The following is a 25488-nucleotide window of genomic DNA, read 5'->3' as shown; positions in this document are numbered from 1 at the left end:
CCCAACACTATATTTTGGTAGCCATGTCCGGCTGATGCAAACCTTGCTCGGGTGCGGAGCCAGGCTCCATGGGCACGCGGCTGGATCTGCGGAGCAACCCAAGCAGTCCCCGGCCCGCCTCGCGCCATCGGCTCTCGCGCAGGATAGTGATCCCAAAGGCTATCACGCCGCGCAACGACAGCGTCAGCACCACCTCGTGATGCCGCAGTCCCTTGCCGCCCTTGACCAGGCCGAGATCACGGATCAGGCAATACTGTCCGCTGCTCATGCGCGCCCAGCGTGTCTGCGCAAATCGCCCCATGTGCGCGAGCAATGCACCGTGAGAGGCGCCAGTCAACCCTTGACAAGCTGATTCGCGCGACGCCGGTGCAGGGCAGCAGCGGAATTGCTACGCGGCCCTGATCGCGGAGAAGAACCCCTCCACCTCGGACCGCAGCTCGGTCGCCTGCTTCGACAGGTCGTTGGATGCCTGCAGCAATGTCGACGCCGTCTGGCCCGTCTTGATCGCGGCCTGACTGACGCCCGCAATGTTGCTCGAGACGTCATGGGTGCCGCGCGCCGCCTCCTGGACGTTGCGCGCGATTTCGACCGTGGCCGTTCCCTGTTCCTCAACGGCGGCCGCAATCGCGGTGGCGATCTCGTTGACCGAGGCGATGGTCGAACCGATCTGGTGGATCGCCCCGACCGACTCCTTGGTCGCTTCCTGTATCGACAAAATCTGCTGGGCGATCTCGCCGGTGGCTTTCGCCGTCTGCTCCGCGAGCGCCTTCACCTCGGAAGCGACCACGGCAAAGCCGCGGCCGGCCTCGCCGGCGCGCGCGGCCTCGATGGTGGCATTGAGGGCCAACAGATTGGTTTGTCCGGCGATGCTGTTGATCAATTCGATGACCGCGCCGATGCGCTGCGTTGCCAGGGCAAGCCCCTCGATCGAGTTCCCCGATCGCTTCGCCTGATCGACCGCCGTCGCCGTGATCCTGGTCGAGTCGGAAACCTGGCGGCCGATCTCGTTGATGGACGAGCTCAGCTCCTCCGTCGAAGCCGCGACCGCCTGCACATTGGTGGACGCCTCCTCCGAGGCCGCCGCCACCGCTTGCGACTGCTGCTTCGATTGTTCAGCATTGGCCGCAAGTGCGTTGGCTGCCGCCTGCAGCTCCGTCGCCGAGCCGCCCACGGCTTCGAGCGCCCGCTTCATCCGACCATCGAAGCCCGAAATCGCAGCATCGACCTTCTCCTGGCGCTCAAGCCGCTCGGCAAGCATGGCCTCCTGATAGACCGATATCGCGATGTCCATGTCGAGCAGAACGGCGCCCTCGACCGCGATGAGAACTTTGGACAAGCGCGCCGACCGCCATCGATAGGTCTCGACGGCAAGCGCGGCGAGCCGGCCCAGCACAAAATTGTAGCCGCCGATGTACCAGCGCGGCTCGAGCCCGATCTTGTTGTGCATCAACCCGATCATCCGCGCGCCCTGGATGTAGTCGTGGTCGAAGCGTCCGTTGAACAGCCGCGCCCAATGCGAGCCCTGAGCCCGCTTCAGGCGCGGGATATCGTTGCCGATCAATTTCACGAGCTTCGGCTCGCTGGAGACGTGCCGATAAAAACCCTCCAGGATGTCCGGCAACGCGCCGTCCACGACTTTCCAGAAGTCACGCAACAGCTCGCCCGTTTCGGCATCGATGCGCATGAAGCGCATGCGTGCCTCGCGATCCTGCCCATTGTCGATCGGCGGTGCATGCATTGTCGCTGGTTGCGGTTTCATAATTGCCCCTGAAATGAAGATGTCGAAAACGTCGCTGGAAAGCCCGGCAGAATCGCGTGGGTAACCTGCCGCGACAAAGCGTCTCAATTCGACGTTAACAACAAGGCAGCCCAATTTGATGCAGATGGGCCGCGCTTGATGCAGGTCAACAATCTGGATCAAGCCGCTCGTCCAGCGTCAATCACGCGAGGGGCATAGCGAGATCGACGCGTCAACATACCTGGTTTCCACCCGTTGACGTTCCGCAGACGAGAACCATATGTAAACTACACGGTTTAGTACATTTACGGAACAACAATGTCAACTCTCTATCGACCGCAGGCGCCTGGCCCTTTTCAATGCAGTTCCGTGCCGAGGAAAGTTTGTCGCGAGCAATCACTCGACGGGCGGCGCTTGATCCAGATTAACAACCCACATCAAGCAGTCGCGAGCCGGGCGCGAGGTGAGCGGCGCGAATGGCATCCAACTTGCTCGCGCTTGTATACATTGATGTTGACTATGCACCTGTGTTCGTGATCATGGCGGAAGAAAACTTCCCACACCGCAATGAGCGGGCATTCGAACCTCGAACCAAACAATCGATGAACAGTGCCTCGCCTTGCGCGACCTGCCCGAAGCACGACTCCGGATTTTGTGGCGCAATCCTCGGAAACTCGCAGACAGGCTCGAACGACACCTCGGATTGGCAGAATCATTTCGTCGTTGCGGCCGGCAGGCAGGCCCTCGCCTCGCAGCAGGCGACGCCGGACGTCTACGTTCTCTGCCATGGCTGGGCATTCCGTTTCCTGCAATTGCCGGACGGCCGCCGGCAGATCCTGCACTTCCTCCTGCCCGGGGACCTGTTCTCGATCAGCTTGCTCTTTCGCGACCGCGTCCATTTCTCGGTGAAGGCGCTGACGCCGATCCAGGTCAGCGCGATGAAGCGCACTGAGGTGCAGTCAAAGATCATGCGCAATCCCGCGACCGCGCTACCTGCCCTGGCGCAAAGCTGCGCCGGGCAAACCGAGACCCTTGAGAAGGTGATCGCAGCGCTGGGGCTGTGCTCGGCCGAAGAGCGGATCGCCTCGCTGTTTCTGTATTTGATGAAGCGGATCGCGGATCAAACAGTCATACGCGAGAACCGCTATCCCTTTCCCCTGCGGCAACAGGACATCGCGGACGCTGTCGGCCTCACCGCGGTCCATGTCAGCCGGATTCTCGGGACCTTCCGCGAGCGCGGCATCACGGATCTGTCCAACGGCGTGCTTGAGGTACTGAACATACGTGAGCTGCAGCGGCTCTCGCCACTGAACTAGACCGTATCACGTCTCATATTGCGCCCAGCGCGGCGCGTCCGCCACGCCGGCGCCCCTCGTCCAACATGCCGCCGGCAGGAGCATCCGCCCAGCCTTGCGATGCCGCGAGTTCTTCAAGCGGCACGGGGCGACTGAACAGGTAGCCTTGGGCGAAGTCGACTCCCATTGATCGCAGCAAGCCAAACTGTTCCTCGGTTTCGATTCCTTCCGCCGTGATGGTGATGCCCAGTCCCTTCGCCAGCGCAACGGCCGATGCAATCACGGCCGAGCACTCCCGCCTGTGAACGCCTTGAACGAACGACCGGTCGATCTTGATCTTGTCGAAGGGAAAATCCGTCACGTAGTTGACCGAGGAATATCCCGTCCCGAAATCGTCGAGAACGAGCGCAACACCGAGATTCTTCAGCTTGCGGAACATATGCAACTGCTCGGCCTGGTGCTCCAGCAAGGCCGTCTCGGTCACCTCGAGCTGCAGCCTGTGCGGGCTCAAGCCCGACTGCAGCAGCGCGCGCATGACGAGGTCGAACAGATTGCCGCGCTTGAACTGGATGGCGGAAACGTTGACGGCGAGCTGCATGCCGGCCGGCCACGACGCCGCATCCCGGCACGCGTGCTCGATGATCCACTCGCTCAGTGGCAGGATGAGCCCGGTGTGCTCCGCCACGGGAATGAAATCGGCGGGCGGGATCAAACCGTCCGCAGGATGACGCCAGCGCACAAGCGCTTCGGCGGCACGGGTCGATCGCGTCGCGACGTCAAGAATAGGCTGGTAATGCAGCTCGAACTCGCCGCGCGCAAGGGCCGTCCTCAGCTTGGCCTCAACGGCCTTTTCCGCCTCGACCGCCTCGAGCATCCTCGGCTGATACAGACGGTAGCCGTTACGCCCCGCCGCCTTGACGTCATACAGGGCAAGATCGGCTTTCTTCAGCAGGTCTTCCGGGGTTGAGCCCTGATTGGGGTAGAGCGCGATTCCAATGCTGGCACTGATGTTGACCTTGTGGTGATCCACCTCGAACGGCTCCGTCATGGCCTCCACGATGAGATGCCCGATGCCCATCGTAGATGCCGACGCCGCGACGCCTGCCGGACTGATGATGGCAAATTCGTCGCCGCCGAGTCGCGCCACCAGATCTGCGTCGCCCGCGAGCGAGCGCAGTCGGGAGGCGACCTGCTTCAGGAGATCGTCCCCGGCGTTGTGCCCCAGCGTGTCGTTGATGCCCTTGAAACCGTCGAGATCGAGCAGGTGAACACTGAAGCAGCCGGCCTGCGCATCCGCCTGCCAGGCTGCCTTGGCCTCAGCCACCAGCGCTGACCGGTTCAACAGGCCGGTCAGGGCGTCATGTCTGGCCGCAAAGGAGAGCTTCGCCTCCGCCTCCTTTCGCGCGGTGATGTCGACGCGAATCGCCATGTATGAGATCGGCTTGCCCTCCGCGCCAAGCTGAGGGGTGATGACGGTGTCGACCCAGTAGAGGCGACCAGACTTCGAGCGGTTGCATATTTCGCCGCGCCATACATGGCCGTTGGCAAGGCAGCGATACATGTCCTGAAACAGCTCTTTGCCATGCGCACCGGATTTCAGGAGACGATGGTTTTGCCCGATCAGCTCCTCGCGCGCGTACTCACTGATCTTGCAGAAATTGTCGTTTGCATAGGTGATAATACCCTTGACGTCAGTGATCGCGACTATCACTGCCTGGTCGATCGCATATTGCTTCTCGAGCAACGCCTGCATGGCAAGATTGGCGCGTTCCTCCGCCAGCCGTTCGTTGGTGATGTCCCTGTGAATCTCGACCAGGCCGCCGCCGGCCATCGCATGCCGCGACACGGAAATGATGCGGCCGTCGCACAGTTCGTGCACGGCGGGGTCCGGACCGACACGGTCGGTCCGGACAAAATCGTCGATGTAGTCCAGCCGTTGCAGGGCGCCGAATGAGGTGAGCCCGTTGCCGAGGATGTCCCGAAAGGTGCTGCCGGGCCGAACCTGGGCTCCGGTCAAACCATACATGGCTGCGAACTGCTCATTGCTGGTGATGACACGCAGATTGGAATCGAACAGGCAGAGCCCGACCGGGGTGCTGCCGATCGCGCGATTGAGTAGCTCCCTCCAATCCGGGCGGCGGGCCGCCCCGGCGCCGGTCACAATCGCTGCCGCGAGCGCAAGCACAGCTGCTGACAGGCTGATGCCCGCCTGAAGGCCCAGGACGGCTGCAAGCACAAGCAAGCCTAACGCAATGGCAACTGAACATTCTCTGACGCGATCAAATGTCTTCATCGGAAATACCTCGACTGCCCCGATGCGAACACGCCGCGTCTGAAATATGAATTAAATTGCCGGGGCTTTCGGTCGCCCGGCAGACAACACGCAGTTTTGGGGTAAATGCCCCTTGTGGCCGCCTTGATCAGCGTTCTTAACCTGGATCAAGCAGCCGTGCTTGGGCGCGGGAACCAAGTGGCCGAATGCCCTCCTGCAACCATGTCTTGATTAGCGGCCGGGCCGCGGATGCCGGCGCGCATTCGCCGATCGTGCAGCCCGTCGGGGTCGAAAGGCTTCCGTTGCTGGGTTGAACTGGGAACGTGGATATATGCTAGGGTTTGCGCGTTAGAATTGCTCATTCGTCCCAAGGGAGTCCTCGTGCCCGCTCTCGATCCCACCGCAGGCAAGCCGGTTACGGCGGATGCACTCGCCAATATTCCAAAGCTGGTCACCGCCTATTTCGCGGCCAAGCCGGACCCCGCCAAGCCAGCCGAGCGCGTCGCGTTCGGCACGTCGGGGCATCGCGGATCGTCCTTGCGAAACTCCTTCAACGAGGATCATATACTGGCGACGACCCAGGCCATCTGCGATTATCGTCGCGAGGCCGGGCTGACCGGCCCACTGTTCATCGGGATCGACACCCATGCGCTTGCCGAGCCCGCTCTGGTCAGTGCGCTCGAGGTGTTCGCCGCCAACGGCGTCGACACCATGGTCGACGATCGCGGCGGCTACACGCCGACCCCGGTGATCTCGCACGCCATCCTGACCTATAACCGGGGGCGAACGGCGGCGCTGGCGGATGGCGTGGTGATCACGCCATCGCACAATCCCCCTGATGATGGCGGCTACAAATACAACCCGCCGCATGGCGGGCCGGCCGACACCGACGCCACCGCAATCATCGAGAAGAATGCCAATCGCTATCTCGAGGCGGGCCTTACGGGCGTGAACCGCATCAGCTATGCGCGCGCAAGAACTTCGCAATTCGTTCATGCCCACGACTATCTCGGCCCTTATGTGGCTGACCTCAACAATGTCGTGGACATGGACCTCATCAAGTCGTCCGGCATCGACGTCGGCATCGATCCGCTGGGCGGTGCGGCCGTGCATTTCTGGCCTGTGATCGTCGAGCGCTATGGCATCAAGGCTGAGATCGTCAACGATGTGGTCGATCCGACGTTTCGCTTCATGACTGCGGACTGGGACGGCAAGATCCGCATGGACTGCTCCTCGCCCTATGCCATGGCGAGCCTGATTGCGATGCGCAGCCGCTTCGATGTCGCCTTCGCCAATGATACCGATGCCGACCGGCATGGCATCGTGACTCGATCCGGCGGCTTGATGAACCCGAACCATTTTCTCGCAACCGCCATCGCCTATCTGTTCGCCCATCGTCCGCAATGGGCGGCGCACGCGGCGATCGGCAAGACGGTGGTGTCAAGCTCGATCATCGACCGCGTCGCCAGAAAGCTCGGCCGCAAGCTGGTGGAGACGCCGGTCGGCTTCAAATGGTTCGTCGACGGATTAGGGACCGGGTCATTCGGCTTTGCCGGCGAAGAGAGCGCCGGCGCCTCGTTCCTGCGGCGCGACGGCTCGGTCTGGACCACGGACAAGGACGGCATCATCCTCGGGCTTCTCGCCGCGGAAATCCTGGCCAAGACCAAACGCGACCCGAGCGAGCTGTTCAGCGAGCTGACAGCCGAACTCGGCGTTCCCTTCTATGAGCGGATCGACGTGCCGGCGAACGCGCAACAGAAGAATGCCCTGAAGTCGGCAAGCCCGGAACGACTGAACATCAAGGAGCTCGCCGGCGATTCCGTCCGCGCGACAAGGACCACCGCTCCGGGCAATGGCCAGCCATTCGGCGGCATCAAGGTCGAGACCGACATGGGCTGGTTCGCCGCGCGGCCGTCCGGCACCGAAGACGTCTACAAGATCTATGCCGAGAGCTTCCGCGACCAAGCGCATCTGAAGCGAATCCAGGGCGAGGCGCAAAGCGCGTTGGCGACGCTGTTTTGAGGTCGCGTGGTGTATGGACGTCGCAGGCTGGACGACGGCTCACCCCTCATCTTTCGACGAACCTGTCCTTCGCGGTGAGTGCGACCTGTCCGGTCTCGTCACGTGCGGTGAACACCACGTCCGCCTCTTCGGGCTTTGTCATGGTCAGCGTGACGCGGATGGTTTCGGATCCTTCTGCCTGCACCTCGATCGGATCCTGGTGTTCGTTGCCGATGATGGCCATCGCAGCCTCCAAGCCACTGACGCTGAGCCTGTAGGCATGCGGCGCCGGCGACTTGTTCAAGATCTTCACCGTATAGGCGTTGCGCACCGCGCCCTCCGACAGCCTGACGGCAAGCGGATCGCGATCGTGCTGGACGGAGAGCGTGGCGCTCGTCTTGGTGATGAAGGACACAGTGATGACTGCGGCCAGCACCATGCACCCCGCGGCGAGACCGACGGTCTTCGGACGGATCAGGCGCGAGGTGCGTCGCTCGTTGCGCCGGCCACGCTCGATATTCCGCCACGTTTCGTAGTCGATCAGTCCGCGCGTCCGTCCAAGCTTTGACATCACGCTATCGCAGGCATCGACGCAGAGGCCGCAATTGGTGCAGGCGAAGTTCGGCCCCTTCCTGATATCGATGCCGATCGGGCAGACTGCGACGCACTGACCGCAATCGACACAGTCGCCCGCAGGCTTGCCGTGCAGCCGGAGCTCAGCGGCCTTTTTCGCGGAGATGCGCTGCTCGCCGCGATAGTCCCGATAGTTGACGATGAACGCCTCGGGATCCCAGATCGCGCCCTGCAGGCGCGGCCAGGGGCACATGAAGGTACAGACCTGTTCGCGCGCGAAGCCAGCGAGACCATAGGTCGTTCCGGTGAAGACCGCGATCCAGGTGAGCGCGTTCGCCGAGAGCTCACCGTGCGCCAGTCCGCGCAACAGGCCAGGTGCGTCGGTGAAATAGAAAATCAGCGTGCCGCCGGTCGCGAGCGAGATCATGAGCCATAAGGCATGTTTCATGGCGATCTGGGCGGCTCGCTTCACCGTTATGGGCGCGCCGATGTTCTTCAGGCGCAGGCGCCGGTCGCCCTCGATGACGCGTTCGACCAGAAGGAACAGGTCAGTCCAGACCGTCTGCGGACAGGCGAAGCCGCACCACAGCCGCCCCGCCAATGCGTTGGTCAGGATCAGGATCGCCGAGGAAAGGACAAGCAGCCCGGTCACCAGATAAAGGTCCTGCGGCCAGATTTCGATGAAGAAGGCGTAGAGCCGCCCATTTGCGAAATCGAGCAGCACAGCCTGGTCCGGGGCTCCCGGGCCACGATCCCAGCGTAGAAACGGGGTGACGTAGTAGATTGAAAGCGTGAGCAGGACGACGACCCATTTGATCCGTCGAATCGGCCCCCTGACGGACTGCGGCACCACAGGTTGGCCAGCTGCGGCGACGGCCTTGGCGCGCGCGCGGGCGTGGTCGATCTCGATGGTGACGGCCACGTCGTTCCTCTCAGTTGCTGTTGGCGAAGGCGGGCTCGCGGCGGGCTCGGTTCATCATCAGGGCGCGTTTTCAGGATGGTTCGATTAACTGTAATAACCGCTCGCAGAAAGGCCGTCTTTGTCGTAGCGCAAACAGCACCGCCACCCACCGTGGTGTTTGATCCAGGACAATAAGCCGAAGCATCTTGCTCCTATCTTTCAGTCCGTCAGCCAGACGGAGGAACCGGATGCGGATTTTCGAGAGATTGCGGGCGCGTGGCAGGAGGGGAGCCAGCGTCGAACGAAGGCTGTTCGAGGCGATCATCGCCGATCTCGCAAGCAAGCTCGATGAACCCAACCTCTTTGAGCCGATGACGGCTCCGGTCATCTCGGAGAACAAGCTCGCATGGATTTCCCGTCGCGCGAGCGACGACACGTCTCACTAGGATCCGGACTCCCCGATGCATACCGATCCGCTGGCAAAATATCGGGATGAACGTCTCCCGCGATATACCAGCTACCCCACTGCCCCGCACTTTTCGCCGCAAGTTTCCGCCCCGCAATATGGCGCCTGGCTTGCATCGCTGCCCGACACGGCATCCTGCGGCTCGCTTTACCTGCACATTCCGTTCTGCCGGTCGATGTGCTGGTACTGCGGTTGCCACACCACAATCACCAAGCACGATCAGCCCATCCTGGACTACCTCACCGTGATGCGGTGGGAGATCGAGACGGTCGCGGCCCTAATCGGCCGTCCGCTTCCGGTGAGCCATATCCATTTCGGCGGTGGCACGCCGACCATCATGAAGCCCGATGAATTGGCCTCGTTTGTCGGGCTGCTAGCGGACCGCTTTGCGCTGCAGCCGGACGCCGAGATCGCGGTCGAGATCGATCCTCGGACGCTCACGCCGACAATGATGGCCACGCTCGGCCGCGTCGGCGTAACCCGAGCCAGTCTCGGCGTGCAATCCTTCGATCCCGTCGTGCAGCGGGCGATCAACCGTGTGCAGACCGTGGAGCAGACCGCCAACGCAGTGAACGGACTTCGCGCGGCGGGCGTGGCCGGCATCAATTTCGACCTGATCTACGGGTTGCCGCATCAGACCATCCAGTCCTGCACCGACACCGTCGCGGCCTGCATCGAGATGGCGCCGGACCGCTTCGCGGTGTTCGGCTATGCCCATATTCCCTCGTTCAAGAAGCACCAGCGCATGATCGCCGAAGGCACGCTGCCCGAGGGCGACGAGAGGTTCGCCCAGGCTGAAGCGATCGGGGCTGCGCTGCAGGCGGCAGGCTATCGGCGCATCGGACTCGATCACTACGCACGGGCGTCGGATCCGATCGTCGACGCCCAACGCCAGCGGAGGTTGCGGCGGAATTTCCAAGGCTATACGACCGATACGGCCGAGGCGCTGATCGGCTTTGGTGCGTCGGCCATCGGTCGCCTGCCGCAGGGTTATGTCCAGAATGCAGTCGCCCTCGGCGATTACGCGGCAAGGGTTTCGGCGGGCGAGCTTGCAACCACCAAAGGCTACGTTCTTACGGCCGATGATCGGTTCAGAGCCGATCTGATCGAACGCGTGATGTGCGACTTCGCCGTCGATGTTGGATCGGTTGCGCGTCGGCATGCGGTCGATCCTGCAACAATCTTCCGGCGGCTACCGCGTCTTGCGACGCTCCAGGCGGACGGAATCGTGGAGCAATGTGATCAAGAGATCCGCATCACGCCGAACGCGCGACACCTTGTAAGAACGGTCGCAGCTGCGTTCGACGCTTACCTGGAAGCGCCGACGCGGACGTTCAGCCGCGCCGTCTAGCCTCAGCAGTGCGCCACGGCTCCTATTGCGTGAGCTGCCGGTACAGCCCCGGCAGCGCGGCCGGCAGCCGACGGATGCTTCCCACGATGGCACGGCTTGCCGTCGGTGAGAACGATCAGGAGCTTCTTCGAATTGCGCCACTCGACCCAATGAGCAAAGGTCCCGAACAGACAATCGTCGTGACCCCACACGCCGGCGGTTGAGTCTCGACAGGTTCAGTTAAGTGAGCGCAACCAGGCAAGCCGCGCAATTGCGCGCTCGGCAAGTGATTGCAGGGTTTCGAGCCGAATGGCATCGGCAGCACCTTCGGCCCCAATCAGATAGGCGTCTGCGAGGGCTTCCGCGATGGTCTGGGACTCCGCCCGTTCGAGATTGGCCGAAAAGCTCCCGTAACCGGCCGCCTGCCCCGACATGGACATGGTCTCGTCGAGGAGCTCATGCGCGCGGTGGGCCGATGCGCCGGACAGGCGCCGTTCGAGATCTGCGAGCTGCGCCGCGAGCCGCAGTTCGAGAGTCCGGGCGTCGACGTCGCCTCGCGCCTGCCGCTTGCCTTTCGCCGCAGATGCAGCGCCGCGGTGTCTGTCCGCATCATGCTCCCTGTGATAGGCGCGCCGCCGTTCCTTTCGCAGGATCGACACATGTCCAAGTTCTTCCCTGGCCATCGCCTCCGCCGCATTCTTGATTTCGGGATCCGCGGAATACGCAGCCAGATAGGCCCAGAATGCGAATGCGCGCTCCTCGTTGCGCACCGCCATCGCCAGGGCGCGATACGGCGTCATCAATCGCGAGTTCTTCACTTCGCTTGCAGCTTCGGAATCGAACGTTTCCGGAGCCTCCCAGCGCACCAGCGCGGAATCCGGCGCCCTGCCGCGCCGCGATTGCGACCATCGCGTGACGCTATCGGCGTGGTCGCGCTCCGCTGCAGCGAGATCGCTGAAAATTGCCGCGAGATCGGATCGGTTCTGGCGCTTCATCTCATCGGCCAGTTCCGCATATTTCGCCGCAGCCTCCTGCTCCATCGCACTCGCAAGCGCGAACAGCTCGTCAAGAGAGCGCAGAGTTCCCGCTGGTTCAGCCTTTAGCAACAATGTCCGTGAAAGCAGCATGAGTGTTGGCCTGTTTGATCTAGCGCAAACATGATCAGCTTCGGTGCAAGTAGACAAGCTGCATTGATCGGAGTCAAATCTACGCTGGCTCGATCCGTGATCTCCCGTTAGGGCTGTCAGCGGCGACACCCCTCGTCACATCCAAGATTTCAACGTCAGCTGGAACACGTGTCCGTGACAGGGCATGCGATTCCGCACTGGGAGTCCGTCGTGCGGGGTTCTTTTGCCGCGTCAAGCCGTCTCGCTGCACGCATTCTGGCAGCGTGGCTGTCGATTTGCGCCGCGATCTGGACCCAGGCCGCATTCGCAAGCGATCTTTCCACCTATCTGCCGAAGATCGCGCCCGCCGACTTCTTCGCGGATGCTGACCGCATCGGCCCGCCGCAAGGCGACCCACCCATCGCGCCCGTCTATCGCGGCGACCAGTTGCAGGGTTTCGTCTATCTCAACTCAGACCTGGCGAACTCCGTCGGATATTCGGGCAAGCCGATCCATGTCCTTGTCGGCATCGACCCCAAGGGAATCATCAAGGGACTGAAGCTCGTCGATCACAAGGAGCCGATCGTGCTGGTCGGCATTCCGGAGGCGCGCATCGTCGCCGCCGTGAATTCGCTGATTGGCAAGGACATCAGGCCCGTCGCGCAGGGCACCGAGCATCCGCCCCAGGTCGATATCGTCAGCGGCGCGACCGTGACAGTGCTGGTGATGAGCGACAGCATCGTGCGGTCTGCCACACGGCTGATTCGCACCGGACGCGTCGGCGGCGGCGAGGCGCCCACGGCGGCGGCGCTGCCGCCCGTTATCAAGACGATCGATCTCGAGCACAGCGAGATCCGGGACTGGACGAGCCTCGTCGGCGACGGATCGGTGCGTCACCTGCAGTTGACCGTCGGCGACGTGAGCCAGGCATTCACCAAAGCGGGAAACACCGCCGCCGCGCAAAATCCTGAAACGAGCGAGCCGAACGACAGCTTCATTGATCTTTACGCCGCGCTCCTCACCGCGCCGACCATCGGCCGCAGCCTGCTTGGCGACGAAGGCTATCAGCGGCTGATGGCAAACCTGAAGCCTGGACAGCAAGCCATCCTGGTCGCCGGCAATGGCGCATACTCCTTCAAAGGCTCGGCCTACGTGCGGGGCGGCATCTTCGATCGCATCGAGATCCTGCAGGACGGCTCGAGCACCCGCTTCCGCGACATCAATCACACCCGCCTCGGCGACCTTCACGCTGCCGGCGCTCCCGCGTTCAAGGAAATCGGACTGTTCGTCACGCCGCTCGAGTTCACGCTGGATCCGACGCAGCCCTGGCAGCTCCAGCTCTTGGTGCAGCGGGCCACCGGCGCGCGCGACAAGGCGTTCCTGACCTTCGACCTCGACTACGTTCTGCCCGACCAATACATGCGTCGCGAGCAGCGTGCGGTAACCGTGCCGGCCAAGGCGGCCGCCCCGGCGCCGCAGGCTGCCGCTGCAACGGCGCAGGCGCCGGGCGCCGAGGCAGAAGAACCGCTCTGGATACGGATCTGGCGTTCGCAACCCGTCAAGATCGGGATCGTCGCGCTCGCGTTGGCGGCACTGACTGCAATCTTCTTCTTCCAGAACATCCTGGTGCGCAGGCCGGTCCTCCACATCTGGGTGCGCCGCGCCTATCTGGTGTTCGTGCTGGTCTGGCTTGGCTGGTATGCCGACGCCCAGCTCTCCGTGGTCAACGTCGTGACCTTCATCAACGCGCTGATGACCGGCTTCCATTGGGAATTCTTCCTGGCCGCGCCGCTGATCTTCATCGTGTGGGCGGCAACTGCAGCTGCCCTCCTGTTCTGGGGCCGCGGTCCGTTCTGCGGATGGCTCTGTCCCTTCGGCGCGTTGCAGGAGCTCACCAACACCATTGCGAAATGGCTGAAGGTGCCGCAGATCACGGTGCCGTGGGGGCTGCATGAACGTCTGTGGCCGATCAAGTATATCGTCTTTCTGGGACTGTTCGGCCTGTCGCTCTACTCCGTCGATATGGCCGAGCGATTCGCCGAGGTCGAGCCGTTCAAGACCGCGATCATCCTGAAGTTTGCGCGCGGCTGGCCGTTCGTCCTCTACGCCGTCGCGCTGCTGGTGATCGGGCTCTTCATTGAGCGCTTCTTCTGCCGCTACCTCTGTCCCCTCGGCGCGGCGTTGGCGATCCCCGGTCGCATGCGGACCTTCGAATGGCTGCGCCGCTGGCAGGAGTGCGGCTCGCCATGTCAGCGCTGCGCCAAGGAATGCCCGGTGCAGTCGATCCATCCCGAGGGGCACATCAATGTCAACGAGTGCATCTACTGCATGCACTGCCAGGAGCTCTACTACGACGACCATCGCTGTCCGCACATGATCCAGGTGCGGCTCAAGCGCGAAAAGTTCGCGGCCATGTCCTCACCCTCGATGCGATCCGGCGGGGCCGGCCCGAAGACTGTGATCACCCATGCCGGAAAGCCGATTCCGGCAGCGGCTTCGACCAACCCACCGAGTTCTTAACAGCGAGGAGGCCAAGATGGCCCATGAGGACGACAAGAATACGATCAGCCGACGACAGGTCGTGGGCACGGCCGCAATCGGTGCCGCAGGCATCGCGGGCGGCCTCGGCCTTGGCAAGACGATAGAACCGACCGCGGCGGCGGCCCAGGCCCAGCCGTCGCGGACCGGAGCCCAGAAGGTCGAGGTCGCCCCGGGCGAGCTCGACGAATACTATGTGTTCTTCTCCAGCGGCCAGACCGGCGAAGTTCGCATTGTCGGCATGCCGTCGATGCGCGAATTGATGCGCATTCCCGTTTTCAACCGCGACAGCGCCACGGGGTGGGGCCGCACCAATGAATCGCTGAAGATCCTGACGGAAGCCTTGACGCCGGAAACGCGCGAGCGGCTCAAGGGACATTTGAACGGCGTATGGCAGAACGGCGACTGCCATCATCCGCACATGTCGTTCACCGACGGCACCTACGACGGACGTTACATCTTCATCAACGACAAGGCCAACACCCGCCTCGCCCGCATCCGCACCGATATCATGAAGTGCGACAAGATGATCGAACTGCCGAACCAGTACACCATCCACGGCATGCGGCCGCAGAAATACCCCCGCACCGGATACGTGTTCTGCAACGGTGAATACGAGGTCCCGCTGCCGAACGACGGCAAGATCCTCGACGACAAAGCCAAGTACTGGTCGATCTTCTCGGCGGTGGACGGTGACACCATGAAGGTCGCCTGGCAGGTCATGGTCGACGGCAATCTCGACAATGTCGACGCCGACTACCAGGGCAAGTACGCCTTCTCGACCTGCTACAATTCCGAGAAAGGCGTCACGCTTGCCGAGATGACAGCGAGCGAGACCGACTGGGTCACGATCTTCAATCTCAAGCGGATCGAAGAGGCGGTCAAGAAAGGCGACTTCAAGGAAATGAACGGCGTGCCCGTGATCGACGGCCGGCACGGCTCGCCCTACACCCGCTACGTCCCGATTCCCAACAGCCCGCACGGCATCAACACCGCGCCCGACGGCATCCACGTGGTCGCCAACGGCAAGCTGTCGCCGACGGTGTCGGTGTTCGACGTGCGCAAGTTCGACGATCTGTTCGACGACAAGGTCAAGCCACGCGACGTCATCGTCGCCCAACCGGAACTGGGGCTCGGGCCGCTGCACACCGCCTTCGACGGCAAGGGCAACGCCTACACGACGCTCTTTCTCGACAGCCAGGTCTGCAAGTGGAGCATCGATCTCGCCAAACGCGCCTTCAAGGGCGAGAAGGTCAATCCAATCGTCCAGAAGATCGACGTCCACTATCAGCCCGGCCACAACCATTCGTCGATGGGCGAAACCAAGGAAGCGGACGGCAAATGGCTCATCTCGCTGAACAAGTTCTCCAAGGACCGCTTTCTCAATGTCGGCCCGCTGAAGCCGGAGAACGACCAATTGATCGACATCTCCGGCGACAAGATGCAGCTGGTGCATGACGGCCCGAGCTTCGCCGAGCCGCATGACGCCGTGATCGTGCACCGATCCAAGCTGGAGGGGAAGGTCACCAGCATCTACAAGCGCGACGATCCGATGTTCGCGGATGCGGTCAAGCAGGCCGCCGCCGATGGCGTCAAGCTCGAGAGCGACGCCAAGGTGATCCGCGACGGCAACAAGGTGCGGGTCTACATGTGGTCGAGCGCGCCGGCCTATGCGCTCGAAAAGTTCGAGGTGAAGCAAGGCGACGAGGTGACCGTCTACGTCACCAATGTCGACGACGTCGAGGACCTGACCCACGGCTTCTGCATCGTCAACTACGGCATCAACATGGAGATCGGCCCACAGCAGACATCCTCGATCACCTTCATTGCCGACAAGCCGGGTGTCTATTGGTACTTCTGCACCTGGTTCTGCCACGCCATGCACATGGAAATGCGTGGCCGCATGCTGGTCTCACCGCAGAACGTGTGACCATGCATTGCTCGCGTCGCATGGCTGAATTTGCACTGGCGGCCCTCCTGGCCGCCGGCTTCGGCGCGAGCACCGCTTCGGCAAGGCAGCTCTCGCTGACGCCGGACGTCGGGAATCTCCAGGCCGTTCTCGGCTCAGCTTCGGACGGCGACGAGGTGCGGTTGGCCGCCGGAAAATATCGCGGGCCGCTGCACATCGTTCGCCGGATCACCCTCTCCGGAGCGGCTGGCGCGGTGGTGACGGGCTCCGGGACGGGCAGCGTCATCACCGTCTCCGCCCCTGACGTCGTCGTGCGGGGGCTCGAGGTGCGCGGCTCCGGCAGGTCCCTCGAGACGATGGATTCCGGAATCTTTGTCGAGCAGTCCGCACGAGGCGCCCTGATCGAGGACAACCACCTCGAGGACAACCTGTTCGGAATGTATTTTCATGGCGCGCCCGACGCCGTGGCGCGCCACAATACAGTCGTCGGTTTGCGTCAGGCCCGCAACAGCGAGACCGGCAACGGAATCACGGTCTGGAATGCGCCGGGCGCCAAGGTGCTGGACAACGACTTCCGCTACGGCCGAGACGGCATCTTTGCGATCACGAGCCGCAACAACGTGTTCAGCGGAAACCACTTCCAGGACCTGCGGTTCGCCGTGCACTACATGTACGCGAACGACGGGGAGATTACGAACAACGTGTCAAAGGGAAACATCATCGGCTACGCCCTGATGTTCTCGAAGCGCCTCGTGGTGCGGGGCAACGTCTCGGACCGTGACCGCGACCGTGGCATCCTCTTCAACTCGACCAATTCATCGGAGATCTCGGACAATGCCGTCATCGGCGGCCCGCAACCTGCCGAACGCTGGGCGACATCGGACAATCGCGCCGTCGAGGAAGGCGTGCCGCAATCGGAGGCGAGTTCGTCGCTCGCCGCGCGGGACCAACGCATTGGCCCGGAGAAGTGCGCGTTCATCTACAACACGAACAAGAACCGGATCGAGCGCAACTGGTTTGAAGGCTGCGAGATCGGCGTTCACTTCACGGCAGGCTCGGAGGGAAACGACATCACCGGCAACGCCTTCGTCAACAACGCCAATCAGGTCAAATATGTCGGCACGCGGCACCTCGACTGGTCCAGAGACGGCCGTGGCAACTATTGGAGCGACAACCCCGCCTTCGACCTCAATGGCGACGGCATCGCCGACACGGCGTACCGCCCGAATGATCTCATCGATCGCGTGCTATGGACGGCACCGGCGGCGAAGGTCCTGATCAACAGTCCTGCGGTGCAGGTGATCCGATGGGCGCAGGCGCAGTTCCCCGCGCTGTTGCCGGGCGGCGTCGTCGACAGCCATCCCTTGATGGCTCCGCCAGCGCGGCGCAACCCGGCCGGAGGCGAGCCATGACCGCCACGGTCCAGATCGGCAACGTCACCAAGCACTACGGCCGCATCGCGGCGGTCACCGACGTCTCCTTCGAGCTCGGCGAAGGAGAGATGGTGGCGTTGATCGGTCACAACGGCGCCGGCAAGACCACGTTGATGAAGCTGATGCTGGGCCTGATCCGCCCCACCGGCGGTTCGATCCTGGTGCTCGGCGACAATCCCGCCGCCGGTCAGTTCGCCGGGCGTCGCCATCTCGGCTACCTCCCGGAGAACGTCTCATTCGATGCTGCGCTGACCGGCCGCGAGACGCAGACCTTCTACGCCCGCCTGAAGCGGGAGCGGGTTGCAAAGGCGCTGCAGCTACTCGATGCCGTCGGGCTCGGCGCTGCCGCCAGCCGCCGCGTCGGCACCTATTCCAAGGGCATGCGGCAGCGGCTGGGGCTGGCGCAGGCGCTGATTGGCCGGCCGCAGGTGCTGCTGCTGGACGAGCCGACCACCGGCCTCGATCCCGAACTGCGCCAGACTTTCTATGAGGTGATCCAGCGGCTCGCGGCCGAGGGCACCACCGTGCTGCTGTCGTCGCACGCACTCACCGAGCTCGAAGAGCGAGCGGGTCGCGTCATCATCATGCACCGCGGTATCAAGGTCGCGGACGGATCGATTGAGAGCTTGCGCAAGCTCGCGCGGCTGCCGACCAGGATTCGTCTCAAGGTGGCAGGCCTTGCACCCGGCGAGGTGCCGTCCTGGCTGCCGGCGAGTGCACCGCGTCGACGCTTGAACGGCCATATCGTCGAGATCGACGCAGCGCCGGAGCAGAAGATCGAGCTATTGCGTTGCGCGACCGCCTCGGGAACGGCCCTGGAAGACCTCGACATCGTGCCGCCTAATCTCGACGAGCTCTATGCGCATTTCCTGCGGCGCTCGGAGGCGAAGCCATGAACGTCATCATCGTGGCCAGCAAGGAGATCCAGCAGGCCATCCGCAATCGCTGGGTGCTCGCGGCGACACTCCTCCTGGCGGCGCTCGCGCTCTCGCTCGCCTTCCTCGGCAGCGCGCCGACAGGAACGGTCGGCGTTCGCGCACTCGATGTCGTCATCGTCAGCCTCTCGAGCCTCACGATTTTCCTGGTTCCCCTGATCGCGCTGCTGATCTCGCACGACGCCATCGTGGGCGACATGGAGCGCGGCACCATGCTCCTGCTGCTGAGCTATCCGCTGGCACGCTGGCAGGTCCTGCTCGGAAAATTCCTCGGACACCTCGTGGTGCTCGCCTTCGCCACCTCTCTCGGCTACGGCTTGGCCGCTGCGGCCCTGGTGGCGAGCGGAAGCCGGATCGACTCCGACAGTCTTGCGGCGTTCGCCGCAATGATTGGCTCGTCTGTGATGCTCGGCGCCGTGTTCGTCGCAATCGGCTATCTGGTCAGTGCACTGGTGCGCGACCGCGGCACGGCCGCCGGCATCTCGATCGGGCTCTGGCTGCTTCTGGTCCTGATCTACGATATGGCCCTGCTCGGTCTGCTCGCGCTCGACCAGGGCCGCAATATCTCCGCAACTGCGCTCGGTGTGATGCTTCTGTTCAACCCGACGGACGTCTACCGGTTGTTCAATCTGACCGGGTTTGCCAATGTCAGCACCTTCGCAGGAATGGCCGGCGTTGCGCAAAGCACTTCGCTGTCCATCCAGGTGCTGCTGCTGGCGCTGACATTATGGACGTTGGTTCCGCTGAGCCTCGCCGCGCTGGCCTTTTCCAGGAGGGAGTTATGAGGCACCGCGCCCTCGCCTTCGCGCTGCTGGTCCCGCTTGCGTTTGCCGGATGTCAGAGGGAAACGGCCAGGCTTCCCCTGCCGCAGAAGATGACCGCCGGGTCCATCGGCCACTATTGCGGGATGAACCTGCTCGAGCATCCCGGACCAAAGGGACAGATCTTTGCGGCAAGCCTGATCGAACCCGTCTGGTTCTCCTCGGTGCGCGATACCATCGCATTCACAATGCTGCCGGACGAGCCAAAAGACGTTCAGGCGATCTATGTCTCCGACATGGCCAAGGCGCCGAGCTGGGACAAGCCAGGAGCTGAGAACTGGGTCGAGGCGCGGAAAGCACTGTTCGTGATCGGCAGCCGGGTCAAGGGCGGGATGGGCGGCGATGAGGCCGTGCCGTTCTCGGATCGAGGCGCCGCGGAAAAATTCATGAGCGAGAACGGCGGCCGCATCGTCACCTTCGACCAGGTGCCGCGCGACTATGTGCTGGCCGCCGGTGCCGACAACGCCGACGCAGCGCCCAACGACGACGCCGACGCGCGCCGATCGAGCAATTGAGGAGAGGCGAATGACACGCATGATCTCGCGTCGACGTTTCGTCCGGATCAGCGCCGCAGCGGCCGGCCTCGGCCTGTTGCCGGCGGGGCTGCCTGCCAACGCCGGCGCGGCGCCCGTCGTTTGGCGGGGCACAATGCTGGGCGCCATCGCAACAATGGAGATCCACCATGAGAACCGCAGCGAAGCGCAGCAGCTGATCTCGGTGGCTTGCGCGGAAGCGCGCCGGCTGGAGCAGCTGTTCAGCCTTTACCTGGAGGATTCCGCGCTGGTCGAGTTGAACCGGACCGGCATCCTGATCGACCCCGCGGCCGAAATGGTCGATCTGCTCGCGATCTCGCAGCACTACGCCGAACTGACGGGCGGACTGTTCGATCCGACCGTGCAGCCGTTGTGGAACCTTTACGCCGACCACTTCTCGCAAGCCAATGCGGATCCGACCGGGCCGGCTCCGTCGGCGATCAAGGCGGCCTTGGCACGTGTCGGTTACGCTCGGCTCTCGGTGGATCGCAATCGCATCGTCATGCCGCGTGGCATGGCGGTGACGCTGAATGGAATCGCGCAAGGTTACATCACCGACAAGATGGTCGATCTGTTGCGCTCGCACGGCGTCACCCACAGCCTGGTCGACATGGGGGAGACACGGGCGATTGGTTCGCGTCCTGACGGCCGCCCGTGGGAAATCGGCATCGCCGATCCCGACATTGTCGGGCGCACCGAAACCATACTTCCGGTCGAGGATCGCGCCGTGGCGACCTCGGGTGCCTACGGCTTCCGCTTCGATCCCGAAGGCCGTTTCAACCATCTGTTCGATCCTCGGACCGGCGGGTGCGCCGACCGCTACCGCAGCGTCACGACCGTATCCCGCAATGCGACCACCGCGGATGCGCTGACCAAGCCGTTCAGCCTGATGCCCGACGACCAGATCCGATCGCTGCTGCCGCACGTCGATATCGAACGTGTCCATCTTGTCGATGCCGAGGGTAAGCCCTCCGACATTGCCGCGTAGGCTGTCGCCTCGCGCTGCGCCGCATCTCACGGCGCGAGATAGCGGAGCAATTCGGGCGCGTTGCGGATCTCGCCGGCGGGCCCGTGCAGGGCGACCCGGCCGCGGTCGAGCACATAAGCATAGTCAGCCACGCGCAAGGCGAGGTCGAGATGCTGCTCGACAATGACGACCGCAATCTCCTTGGCAAGCTCGATCAGTCGCTCGGTGATCTCCTCGATCACGCCGATCCAGACGCCCTCGGTCGGCTCATCCAGCAGCAGCAGCTTGGGATAGCCGAGCATCGCGCGTCCGATCGCGAGCATCTTTCGTTCGCCGCCCGACAAGGTGCCGGCGGGCTGGTCGAGGCGCTGGCCGAGCTTGGGGAAGATTGCAAGCACGCGGTCAATGGCGGCGGTGTTCGGATTGTTGAGCGCCCCGACGGCGAGATTGTCGCGCACGGACAGACGCGCGAACACCGAATGCTCCTGCGGCACATAGCCGATGCCCAGCCGCACCCGTTCCTCGGTCGGACAGCGGCCAATGTCCCTGCCGTCGAATGTCAGCTTGCCGTTGGACAGGCCGATCTCGCCGACAATGGTTTTCATCAACGTCGTCTTGCCCGCGCCATTGCGGCCGAGCACGGCAACCCCGCCGCGCCAGGGAATGCCGAGCGTGACGTCGAACAGGACCTGGCTGCGGCCATAGCCGGCATCAAGATGGGCGATATCGAGGAAAGGGGTGTCAGGCACGGCGCAAATAGATCTCCTGCACGTCCGGGCTCGCCTGAATCTCCGCGACCGTGCCGCTCTGCAGGACACGGCCCTGATCCAGCACCGTCAGGCGATCGCAAATGTCGCGGATGAAATCGAGATCATGCTCGACGATCACGAGCGAGCAATGCGACTTGATCGGCTGCAACAACTCGCCGGTGACTCGCCGCTCTTCGAGGCTCATGCCGCCGGTGGGCTCGTCGAGGAGCAAGAGGCGGGGCTTGCCGGCGAGCGCCATCGCGATCTCGAGCCATTGCTGTTGACCGTGGGAGAGGGTCGCTGCCGGCTCGTGAGCGCGGTCGGCCAAGCGGAACTGGGTGAGCATGGCCATGACCTGGTCATGCAGCGCGCCGCGCGTCCGCGACAGCACCAGATCCAGCAGCGACGAATGCGCCTGCAGCGCCAGCAGGATGTTGTCGTAGAGCGTGAGCGAGGGCAGCACGCTGGTGATCTGGAATTTCAGGCTCATGCCGGCACGCGCGCGCTCGGTCGGCGACAGCGCCGTGATGTCGGCTCCGGCGAACCAAACGCTGCCTTGGGTCGGCATCTCGGCCCCAGCTACACATTTCATCAGCGTGCTCTTGCCCGAGCCGTTCGGACCGATCAGACCGTGAAACTCGTTCTCGGCGATCACAAGGCCCGCGCCGTCGAGCGCGGTCAGCTTGCCGAACACCTTCTTGATATCGGAGGCTTCAAGGAGCGGCATGCCTGCTCCTCCTTCCGCTGCCGAAAGAGCCGACACGCTCCCGCTCTCCAACGACAAAGCTGATCAGGCCGAGGGGCCGGAACAGGATCACGAGAAGCAGCATGACACCCAGAATGATCGGCCATATGTCGCGGTAATTGTCGGACAGCCAGAAGCTCACGCCCTCGATGATCACGGTGCCGATCACCGCACCGATCAGCGTACCGGATCCGCCAAAGAGAACGTACAGCACGACCTGGGTCGAGATCACGACGCCCAGCATGTTGGGCCAGACAAACCCTTCGTGAAAGGCATAGAGGCCGCCTGCAAGGCCGGCGATGGCACCGCCGACCGCGAACACGATCGCCTTCAGGTGCTGAGCCTTGTAGCCGAAAAAGGCGATGCGCTGCTCGTTTTCGCGAAGCCCTGCCAGCGCGAGCCCGAATTGCGAGCGAACCAGGAAACGGCAGAGCAGATAGACAACGAGCAGGATGCCGAGCGTGAGATAATAAAAGACCGGCCCTTCGTCGAAGTCGTAGCTGCCGAACGACATGGCCGGGATTGACGGAATGCCGTTCTGTCCGCCGAGATAGTACCAGCCGCGCGCGAGACGATCGGCGGCATATGACCCGGTCAATGTGCCCAGCGCGACAAAGATCACGCTGGATGGATAGCGTCCCAGCAGCAGAAAGCCGCCGAGCAGGAGCGAGAAAACAAGCCCGATCAGCATTCCGGCCGGCAGCACCAGGTAGATGGCGGTGATGTCGAGGTCGCGGGCGAGCAGCGCCACGCCGTAGCCGGCCGAGCCGAAGAACAGGGCCTGGCCGAAGCTCATGATGCCGGCATAGCCCCAGACCAGATCGAACGACAGGGCAAAGAGCGCGAGGATGATGACGCGGGTTGCAAAGACGGTGAGATAGTCCTGCAGCACCAGCGGCAGCACTGCTGCGATCAACAGCGCAGCAACTTCCACGATCGGCAGGATCCTGCGCGATGTGGCCGTTGGCAACGCCGCCGTGCTCGTCGCGCCGCAGTCCGCCGTCGAGAGGGTCGGCCGCTCGCCAGGCTCAATGCGAATGGCCTGCTTGCTTGCGCTCATGCCTTGCTCAGCATTTCTTTTGGTTAGCACTCTTTGGGATCGACCAGGCCGTTGCTGTGCGCCACGACCTCGTACACCCCGCCCTTGGCAACAGCGGTATACATCTTCATCTTGCAGTGCCGCTTGCCCGGAACCATCTCGGCAGGACCACCGGGTCCTTCCGCAATCTTGGCATGATCGAGCGCGGCGGCGACCGACTCGCGATCGACCTTTCCTGCCTCCTTGACGGCAGCTTCCCACAATTTCAGGCCGCGGTAAGTACCGGTCGCAGCACTTCCGGCGGCAAACAGGAAGTTGCCCGGATAATCCTTCTCATAAGCCGCCTGGATTTTGGCGCTGACCGGATCGTCCTTGGTCAGCGCCTTGAAATAGTCGAGGCAGCTCGCGAGCCCCTCGATCTCGTTGGCCTGGTTGATGTTGAGCGTGTTCTCGTCATAGTAGACGCAAGCGAGCCGGCCACCATTTTTCAGGAACCCGGCCTCATAGAGCTGCTTGAAGAACGGCCCGACGCCGGGCGGGATCACCGTGTTGAAGACCACATCGACCTTGTTGGAGATGACGCGGTTGACGGTGGCGCTGAAATCGACCTGGTCGAGCGGGTAATATTCCTCGAAGATCACCTCGCCGCCATGGTCCTCGATCACCTTGCGCGCGTAGATATTCAAGGTGTGCGGCCAGACGTAGTTCGCGCTTGGTAGCGCAAAGCGCTTGCCGCCATTCTTGATCAGCCAGGGGATGAACTCGTCGCATTGCTGCGCGGGCGTCGGGCCGGTGCAGAATAGATAGGGCGTGCACTCCTTGCCTTCGTAAAGCTGGGGATAGATGTAAAGCGTCTTGCCGCGAGCGACGATCGGATCCTTGATCGCGTTGCGCATCGAACTCGTGATGCCTCCGAGCACCAGGTCGACCTTGTCGCGCTGGATCAGCTTGCGAACATTGCCGACAGCAACCGACTCGTTCGACGCGGTGTCCTCGATGTAAAGTTCAAGCGGACGGCCGAGTAGGCCGCCGGCATCGTTGATCTCCTTGACCACCATCTTGGCGGTATTGGCGTCGGCATTGCCGGCATAGGCGATCGGGCCGGTCAGGTCGGTGGCGATGCCGACCTTGATCGGCGCTTCGGCCGCGTTCGCCCAATCGGGCCGGATCACCCAGCTGCCCATGCCGGTCGCAATCGCGCCTGAGGCAAAGGCGAAGTTCGACAGGAACCTGCGCCGGCTCAATTTCAAATGATCGCCCAACATGTGACTAGACCCCTTTCCCCGAGAGCAGGCCCTGCGGCCGGAATTTGATGAAGACGATGGCAAGCACGAAAACCAGGATGTCGGCGATCACAGGCGCCATCACCCAGGGTAGCGCCGCGCTCAACGTGCCGATCACGGCAGCTCCCGCCACCGGCCCGATGAACGAGCCGACGCCGCCGACCATGACCGCGACAAAACCCTGGATCAGGAAGCGGATGCCGAGATCGGCAAACAGGCTGAACACCGGCACCACGAGCGCGCCGGCCAGCCCCGCCAAGGCGGCGCCGAACGCGAATGTGGCTCCGTAGATCAGAGAGGTGGAAATGCCGGAGGCGCGCGCCAGCGCCGGATTTTCCAGGGTGGCGCGGACGCGCAGTCCGAAGCTCGTGCGTGCCAGCAGCAGGTAGCAGCCGAGCATCACCAGCAGGGTGACCACGATGATGGTGAAACGCCACGCTGAAAGATGGCTGGTGCCGATATCGATCGAGCCGCCGATCGGCTCCGGCACCGAGAGATAGAGCCCGCCAATAAGGCCGCGCACGCATTCGCGAATGATCAGGCCGAGCGCGTAGGTGCCGAGCATGGCCACGATCGGCGCAGCATAGAAGCGGCGGATGATGAGAGCCTCCAGCACGAAGCCGAGCGCCCCAACCAGGAACGGCGCCGCAGCCATGCCGACCCAGACCGGCATGCCGTGGCTGTAGGCGAGATAGGTGATATAGGCGCCGAGCAGGACGAACTCGCCCTGGGCAAAATTGAAGATGCCCATCATGCTGGCGATGATCCCGAGTCCCAGCACGACCAGGACGATGATCGCACCGAAACTCAGGATTTCGAAGGCGGCGGCGAATGCACTAGCCATGCATCAGGGT

The 25488-nt window shown here is 63.1% G+C and carries 21 protein-coding genes; 11 read left to right on the top strand and 10 right to left on the bottom strand.

Annotated features, from left to right (window positions below; translation table 11 throughout):
- Window positions 1-7: 7 nt before the first annotated feature.
- Together VFB05_RS05495 and VFB05_RS05490 are read right to left on the bottom strand one after the other, a co-directional pair.
- Window positions 8-268, bottom strand: a complete 261-nt coding sequence (locus VFB05_RS05495) for a hypothetical protein (protein ID WP_325009652.1) — start codon at window positions 266-268, stop codon at window positions 8-10.
- Between the two features lie 120 nt (window positions 269-388).
- Window positions 389-1759, bottom strand: coding sequence for a globin-coupled sensor protein (locus tag VFB05_RS05490; RefSeq protein WP_325009650.1), 1371 nt, complete (start codon window positions 1757-1759; stop codon window positions 389-391).
- Window positions 1760-2340: 581 nt separating this feature from the next.
- Here VFB05_RS05490 and VFB05_RS05485 point away from each other — a divergent pair.
- Window positions 2341-3054, top strand: a complete 714-nt coding sequence (locus VFB05_RS05485; protein ID WP_325009648.1) for a Crp/Fnr family transcriptional regulator — start codon at window positions 2341-2343, stop codon at window positions 3052-3054.
- Between the two features lie 13 nt (window positions 3055-3067).
- Here the strand turns inward: VFB05_RS05485 and VFB05_RS05480 are convergent, their stop codons facing one another.
- On the bottom strand, window positions 3068-5326 hold the full coding sequence (locus tag VFB05_RS05480; protein WP_325009646.1) for a putative bifunctional diguanylate cyclase/phosphodiesterase: 2259 nt from the start codon (window positions 5324-5326) through the stop codon (window positions 3068-3070).
- A gap of 360 nt (window positions 5327-5686) precedes the next feature.
- Between VFB05_RS05480 and pgm the strand changes: the two genes are divergently transcribed.
- Complete coding sequence (gene pgm, locus VFB05_RS05475) at window positions 5687-7327, top strand: phosphoglucomutase (alpha-D-glucose-1,6-bisphosphate-dependent) (RefSeq protein ID WP_325009644.1); 1641 nt, start codon at window positions 5687-5689, stop codon at window positions 7325-7327.
- A 46-nt stretch (window positions 7328-7373) separates the two neighbouring features.
- Here pgm and ccoG read toward each other — a convergent pair whose 3' ends face one another.
- A complete protein-coding gene (gene ccoG, locus VFB05_RS05470; protein WP_325009643.1) occupies window positions 7374-8801 on the bottom strand; it encodes a cytochrome c oxidase accessory protein CcoG in 1428 nt (475 codons plus the stop codon).
- 227 nt (window positions 8802-9028) lie between these two features.
- Here ccoG and VFB05_RS05465 point away from each other — a divergent pair, with 227 nt between their 5' ends.
- Together VFB05_RS05465 and hemN are read left to right on the top strand one after the other, a co-directional pair.
- Window positions 9029-9226 carry a hypothetical protein gene (locus tag VFB05_RS05465; protein WP_325009641.1) on the top strand — a complete coding sequence of 66 codons (198 nt, stop codon included), beginning with the start codon at window positions 9029-9031 and terminating at the stop codon, window positions 9224-9226.
- 15 nt (window positions 9227-9241) lie between these two features.
- Window positions 9242-10597, top strand: coding sequence for an oxygen-independent coproporphyrinogen III oxidase (gene hemN / locus VFB05_RS05460; protein WP_325009639.1), 1356 nt, complete (start codon window positions 9242-9244; stop codon window positions 10595-10597).
- A gap of 215 nt (window positions 10598-10812) precedes the next feature.
- Here the strand turns inward: hemN and VFB05_RS05455 are convergent, their stop codons facing one another.
- Window positions 10813-11703 (bottom strand): ferritin family protein, encoded by an 891-nt coding sequence (locus VFB05_RS05455; protein ID WP_325009637.1) that lies wholly within the window; start codon window positions 11701-11703, stop codon window positions 10813-10815.
- A gap of 252 nt (window positions 11704-11955) precedes the next feature.
- Here VFB05_RS05455 and VFB05_RS05450 point away from each other — a divergent pair, with 252 nt between their 5' ends.
- From VFB05_RS05450 to VFB05_RS05420, 7 genes are read left to right on the top strand one after another with little or no spacing between them, the layout of a single operon-like run.
- On the top strand, window positions 11956-14202 hold the full coding sequence (locus tag VFB05_RS05450) for a 4Fe-4S binding protein (RefSeq protein WP_325009801.1): 2247 nt from the start codon (window positions 11956-11958) through the stop codon (window positions 14200-14202).
- A 16-nt stretch (window positions 14203-14218) separates the two neighbouring features.
- The gene (gene nosZ / locus VFB05_RS05445) at window positions 14219-16150 is read left to right on the top strand and encodes a TAT-dependent nitrous-oxide reductase (RefSeq protein ID WP_325009635.1); all 1932 of its coding nucleotides are present in this window, start codon (window positions 14219-14221) and stop codon (window positions 16148-16150) included.
- A gap of 2 nt (window positions 16151-16152) precedes the next feature.
- Window positions 16153-17541 (top strand): nitrous oxide reductase family maturation protein NosD, encoded by a 1389-nt coding sequence (locus tag VFB05_RS05440; protein ID WP_414643152.1) that lies wholly within the window; start codon window positions 16153-16155, stop codon window positions 17539-17541.
- Window positions 17538-18458, top strand: coding sequence for an ABC transporter ATP-binding protein (locus tag VFB05_RS05435; protein WP_325009631.1), 921 nt, complete (start codon window positions 17538-17540; stop codon window positions 18456-18458). Before VFB05_RS05440 ends, VFB05_RS05435 begins: the two co-directional genes overlap by 4 nt.
- Entirely contained in the window at window positions 18455-19282 is an 828-nt protein-coding gene (locus VFB05_RS05430) for an ABC transporter permease subunit (protein ID WP_325009629.1), read from the top strand. The genes VFB05_RS05435 and VFB05_RS05430 overlap by 4 nt, the downstream gene beginning before the upstream one ends.
- The gene (locus VFB05_RS05425) at window positions 19279-19833 is read left to right on the top strand and encodes a nitrous oxide reductase accessory protein NosL (protein ID WP_325009626.1); all 555 of its coding nucleotides are present in this window, start codon (window positions 19279-19281) and stop codon (window positions 19831-19833) included. The genes VFB05_RS05430 and VFB05_RS05425 overlap by 4 nt, the downstream gene beginning before the upstream one ends.
- A 10-nt stretch (window positions 19834-19843) precedes the next feature.
- Complete coding sequence (locus VFB05_RS05420) at window positions 19844-20839, top strand: FAD:protein FMN transferase (RefSeq protein WP_325009624.1); 996 nt, start codon at window positions 19844-19846, stop codon at window positions 20837-20839.
- A 26-nt stretch (window positions 20840-20865) separates the two neighbouring features.
- Here the strand turns inward: VFB05_RS05420 and VFB05_RS05415 are convergent, their stop codons facing one another.
- The 5 genes from VFB05_RS05415 to VFB05_RS05395 are packed head-to-tail and all read right to left on the bottom strand — an operon-like array spanning window position 20866 to window position 25478.
- Entirely contained in the window at window positions 20866-21567 is a 702-nt protein-coding gene (locus VFB05_RS05415; RefSeq protein ID WP_325009622.1) for an ABC transporter ATP-binding protein, read from the bottom strand.
- Window positions 21560-22294 (bottom strand): ABC transporter ATP-binding protein, encoded by a 735-nt coding sequence (locus VFB05_RS05410; RefSeq protein ID WP_325009620.1) that lies wholly within the window; start codon window positions 22292-22294, stop codon window positions 21560-21562. Before VFB05_RS05410 ends, VFB05_RS05415 begins: the two co-directional genes overlap by 8 nt.
- Window positions 22281-23372 carry a branched-chain amino acid ABC transporter permease gene (locus VFB05_RS05405; protein ID WP_325009618.1) on the bottom strand — a complete coding sequence of 364 codons (1092 nt, stop codon included), beginning with the start codon at window positions 23370-23372 and terminating at the stop codon, window positions 22281-22283. The genes VFB05_RS05410 and VFB05_RS05405 overlap by 14 nt, the downstream gene beginning before the upstream one ends.
- Window positions 23373-23395: 23 nt before the next feature.
- Window positions 23396-24616 (bottom strand): substrate-binding protein, encoded by a 1221-nt coding sequence (locus tag VFB05_RS05400; protein ID WP_414643151.1) that lies wholly within the window; start codon window positions 24614-24616, stop codon window positions 23396-23398.
- Window positions 24617-24620: 4 nt separating this feature from the next.
- Window positions 24621-25478 (bottom strand): branched-chain amino acid ABC transporter permease, encoded by an 858-nt coding sequence (locus VFB05_RS05395; protein WP_325009616.1) that lies wholly within the window; start codon window positions 25476-25478, stop codon window positions 24621-24623.
- Window positions 25479-25488: the final 10 nt, after the last annotated feature.

This window comes from Bradyrhizobium sp. (genome assembly GCF_035652035.1).
Taxonomy (GTDB): domain Bacteria; phylum Pseudomonadota; class Alphaproteobacteria; order Rhizobiales; family Xanthobacteraceae; genus Bradyrhizobium.
Note: the sequence above shows the minus strand (reverse complement) of the source record. Positions and strands in the feature narration are given on the sequence as shown.

Bases quoted from the DNA above. Each gene is read 5' to 3' on its own strand.
- VFB05_RS05495 (WP_325009652.1), bottom strand. From the start codon at position 268: ATGAGCAGCGGACAGTATTGCCTGATCCGTGATCTCGGCCTGGTCAAG.
- VFB05_RS05490 (WP_325009650.1), bottom strand. From the start codon at position 1,759: ATGAAACCGCAACCAGCGACAATGCATGCACCGCCGATCGACAATGGG.
- VFB05_RS05485 (WP_325009648.1), top strand. From the start codon at position 2,341: ATGAACAGTGCCTCGCCTTGCGCGACCTGCCCGAAGCACGACTCCGGA.
- VFB05_RS05480 (WP_325009646.1), bottom strand. From the start codon at position 5,326: ATGAAGACATTTGATCGCGTCAGAGAATGTTCAGTTGCCATTGCGTTA.
- VFB05_RS05465 (WP_325009641.1), top strand. From the start codon at position 9,029: ATGCGGATTTTCGAGAGATTGCGGGCGCGTGGCAGGAGGGGAGCCAGC.
- hemN (WP_325009639.1), top strand. From the start codon at position 9,242: ATGCATACCGATCCGCTGGCAAAATATCGGGATGAACGTCTCCCGCGA.
- VFB05_RS05455 (WP_325009637.1), bottom strand. From the start codon at position 11,703: ATGCTGCTTTCACGGACATTGTTGCTAAAGGCTGAACCAGCGGGAACT.
- nosZ (WP_325009635.1), top strand. From the start codon at position 14,219: ATGGCCCATGAGGACGACAAGAATACGATCAGCCGACGACAGGTCGTG.
- VFB05_RS05440 (WP_414643152.1), top strand. From the start codon at position 16,153: ATGCATTGCTCGCGTCGCATGGCTGAATTTGCACTGGCGGCCCTCCTG.
- VFB05_RS05435 (WP_325009631.1), top strand. From the start codon at position 17,538: ATGACCGCCACGGTCCAGATCGGCAACGTCACCAAGCACTACGGCCGC.
- VFB05_RS05430 (WP_325009629.1), top strand. From the start codon at position 18,455: ATGAACGTCATCATCGTGGCCAGCAAGGAGATCCAGCAGGCCATCCGC.
- VFB05_RS05425 (WP_325009626.1), top strand. From the start codon at position 19,279: ATGAGGCACCGCGCCCTCGCCTTCGCGCTGCTGGTCCCGCTTGCGTTT.
- VFB05_RS05420 (WP_325009624.1), top strand. From the start codon at position 19,844: ATGACACGCATGATCTCGCGTCGACGTTTCGTCCGGATCAGCGCCGCA.
- VFB05_RS05410 (WP_325009620.1), bottom strand. From the start codon at position 22,294: ATGCCGCTCCTTGAAGCCTCCGATATCAAGAAGGTGTTCGGCAAGCTG.
- VFB05_RS05405 (WP_325009618.1), bottom strand. From the start codon at position 23,372: ATGAGCGCAAGCAAGCAGGCCATTCGCATTGAGCCTGGCGAGCGGCCG.
- VFB05_RS05400 (WP_414643151.1), bottom strand. From the start codon at position 24,616: ATGTTGGGCGATCATTTGAAATTGAGCCGGCGCAGGTTCCTGTCGAAC.
- VFB05_RS05395 (WP_325009616.1), bottom strand. From the start codon at position 25,478: ATGGCTAGTGCATTCGCCGCCGCCTTCGAAATCCTGAGTTTCGGTGCG.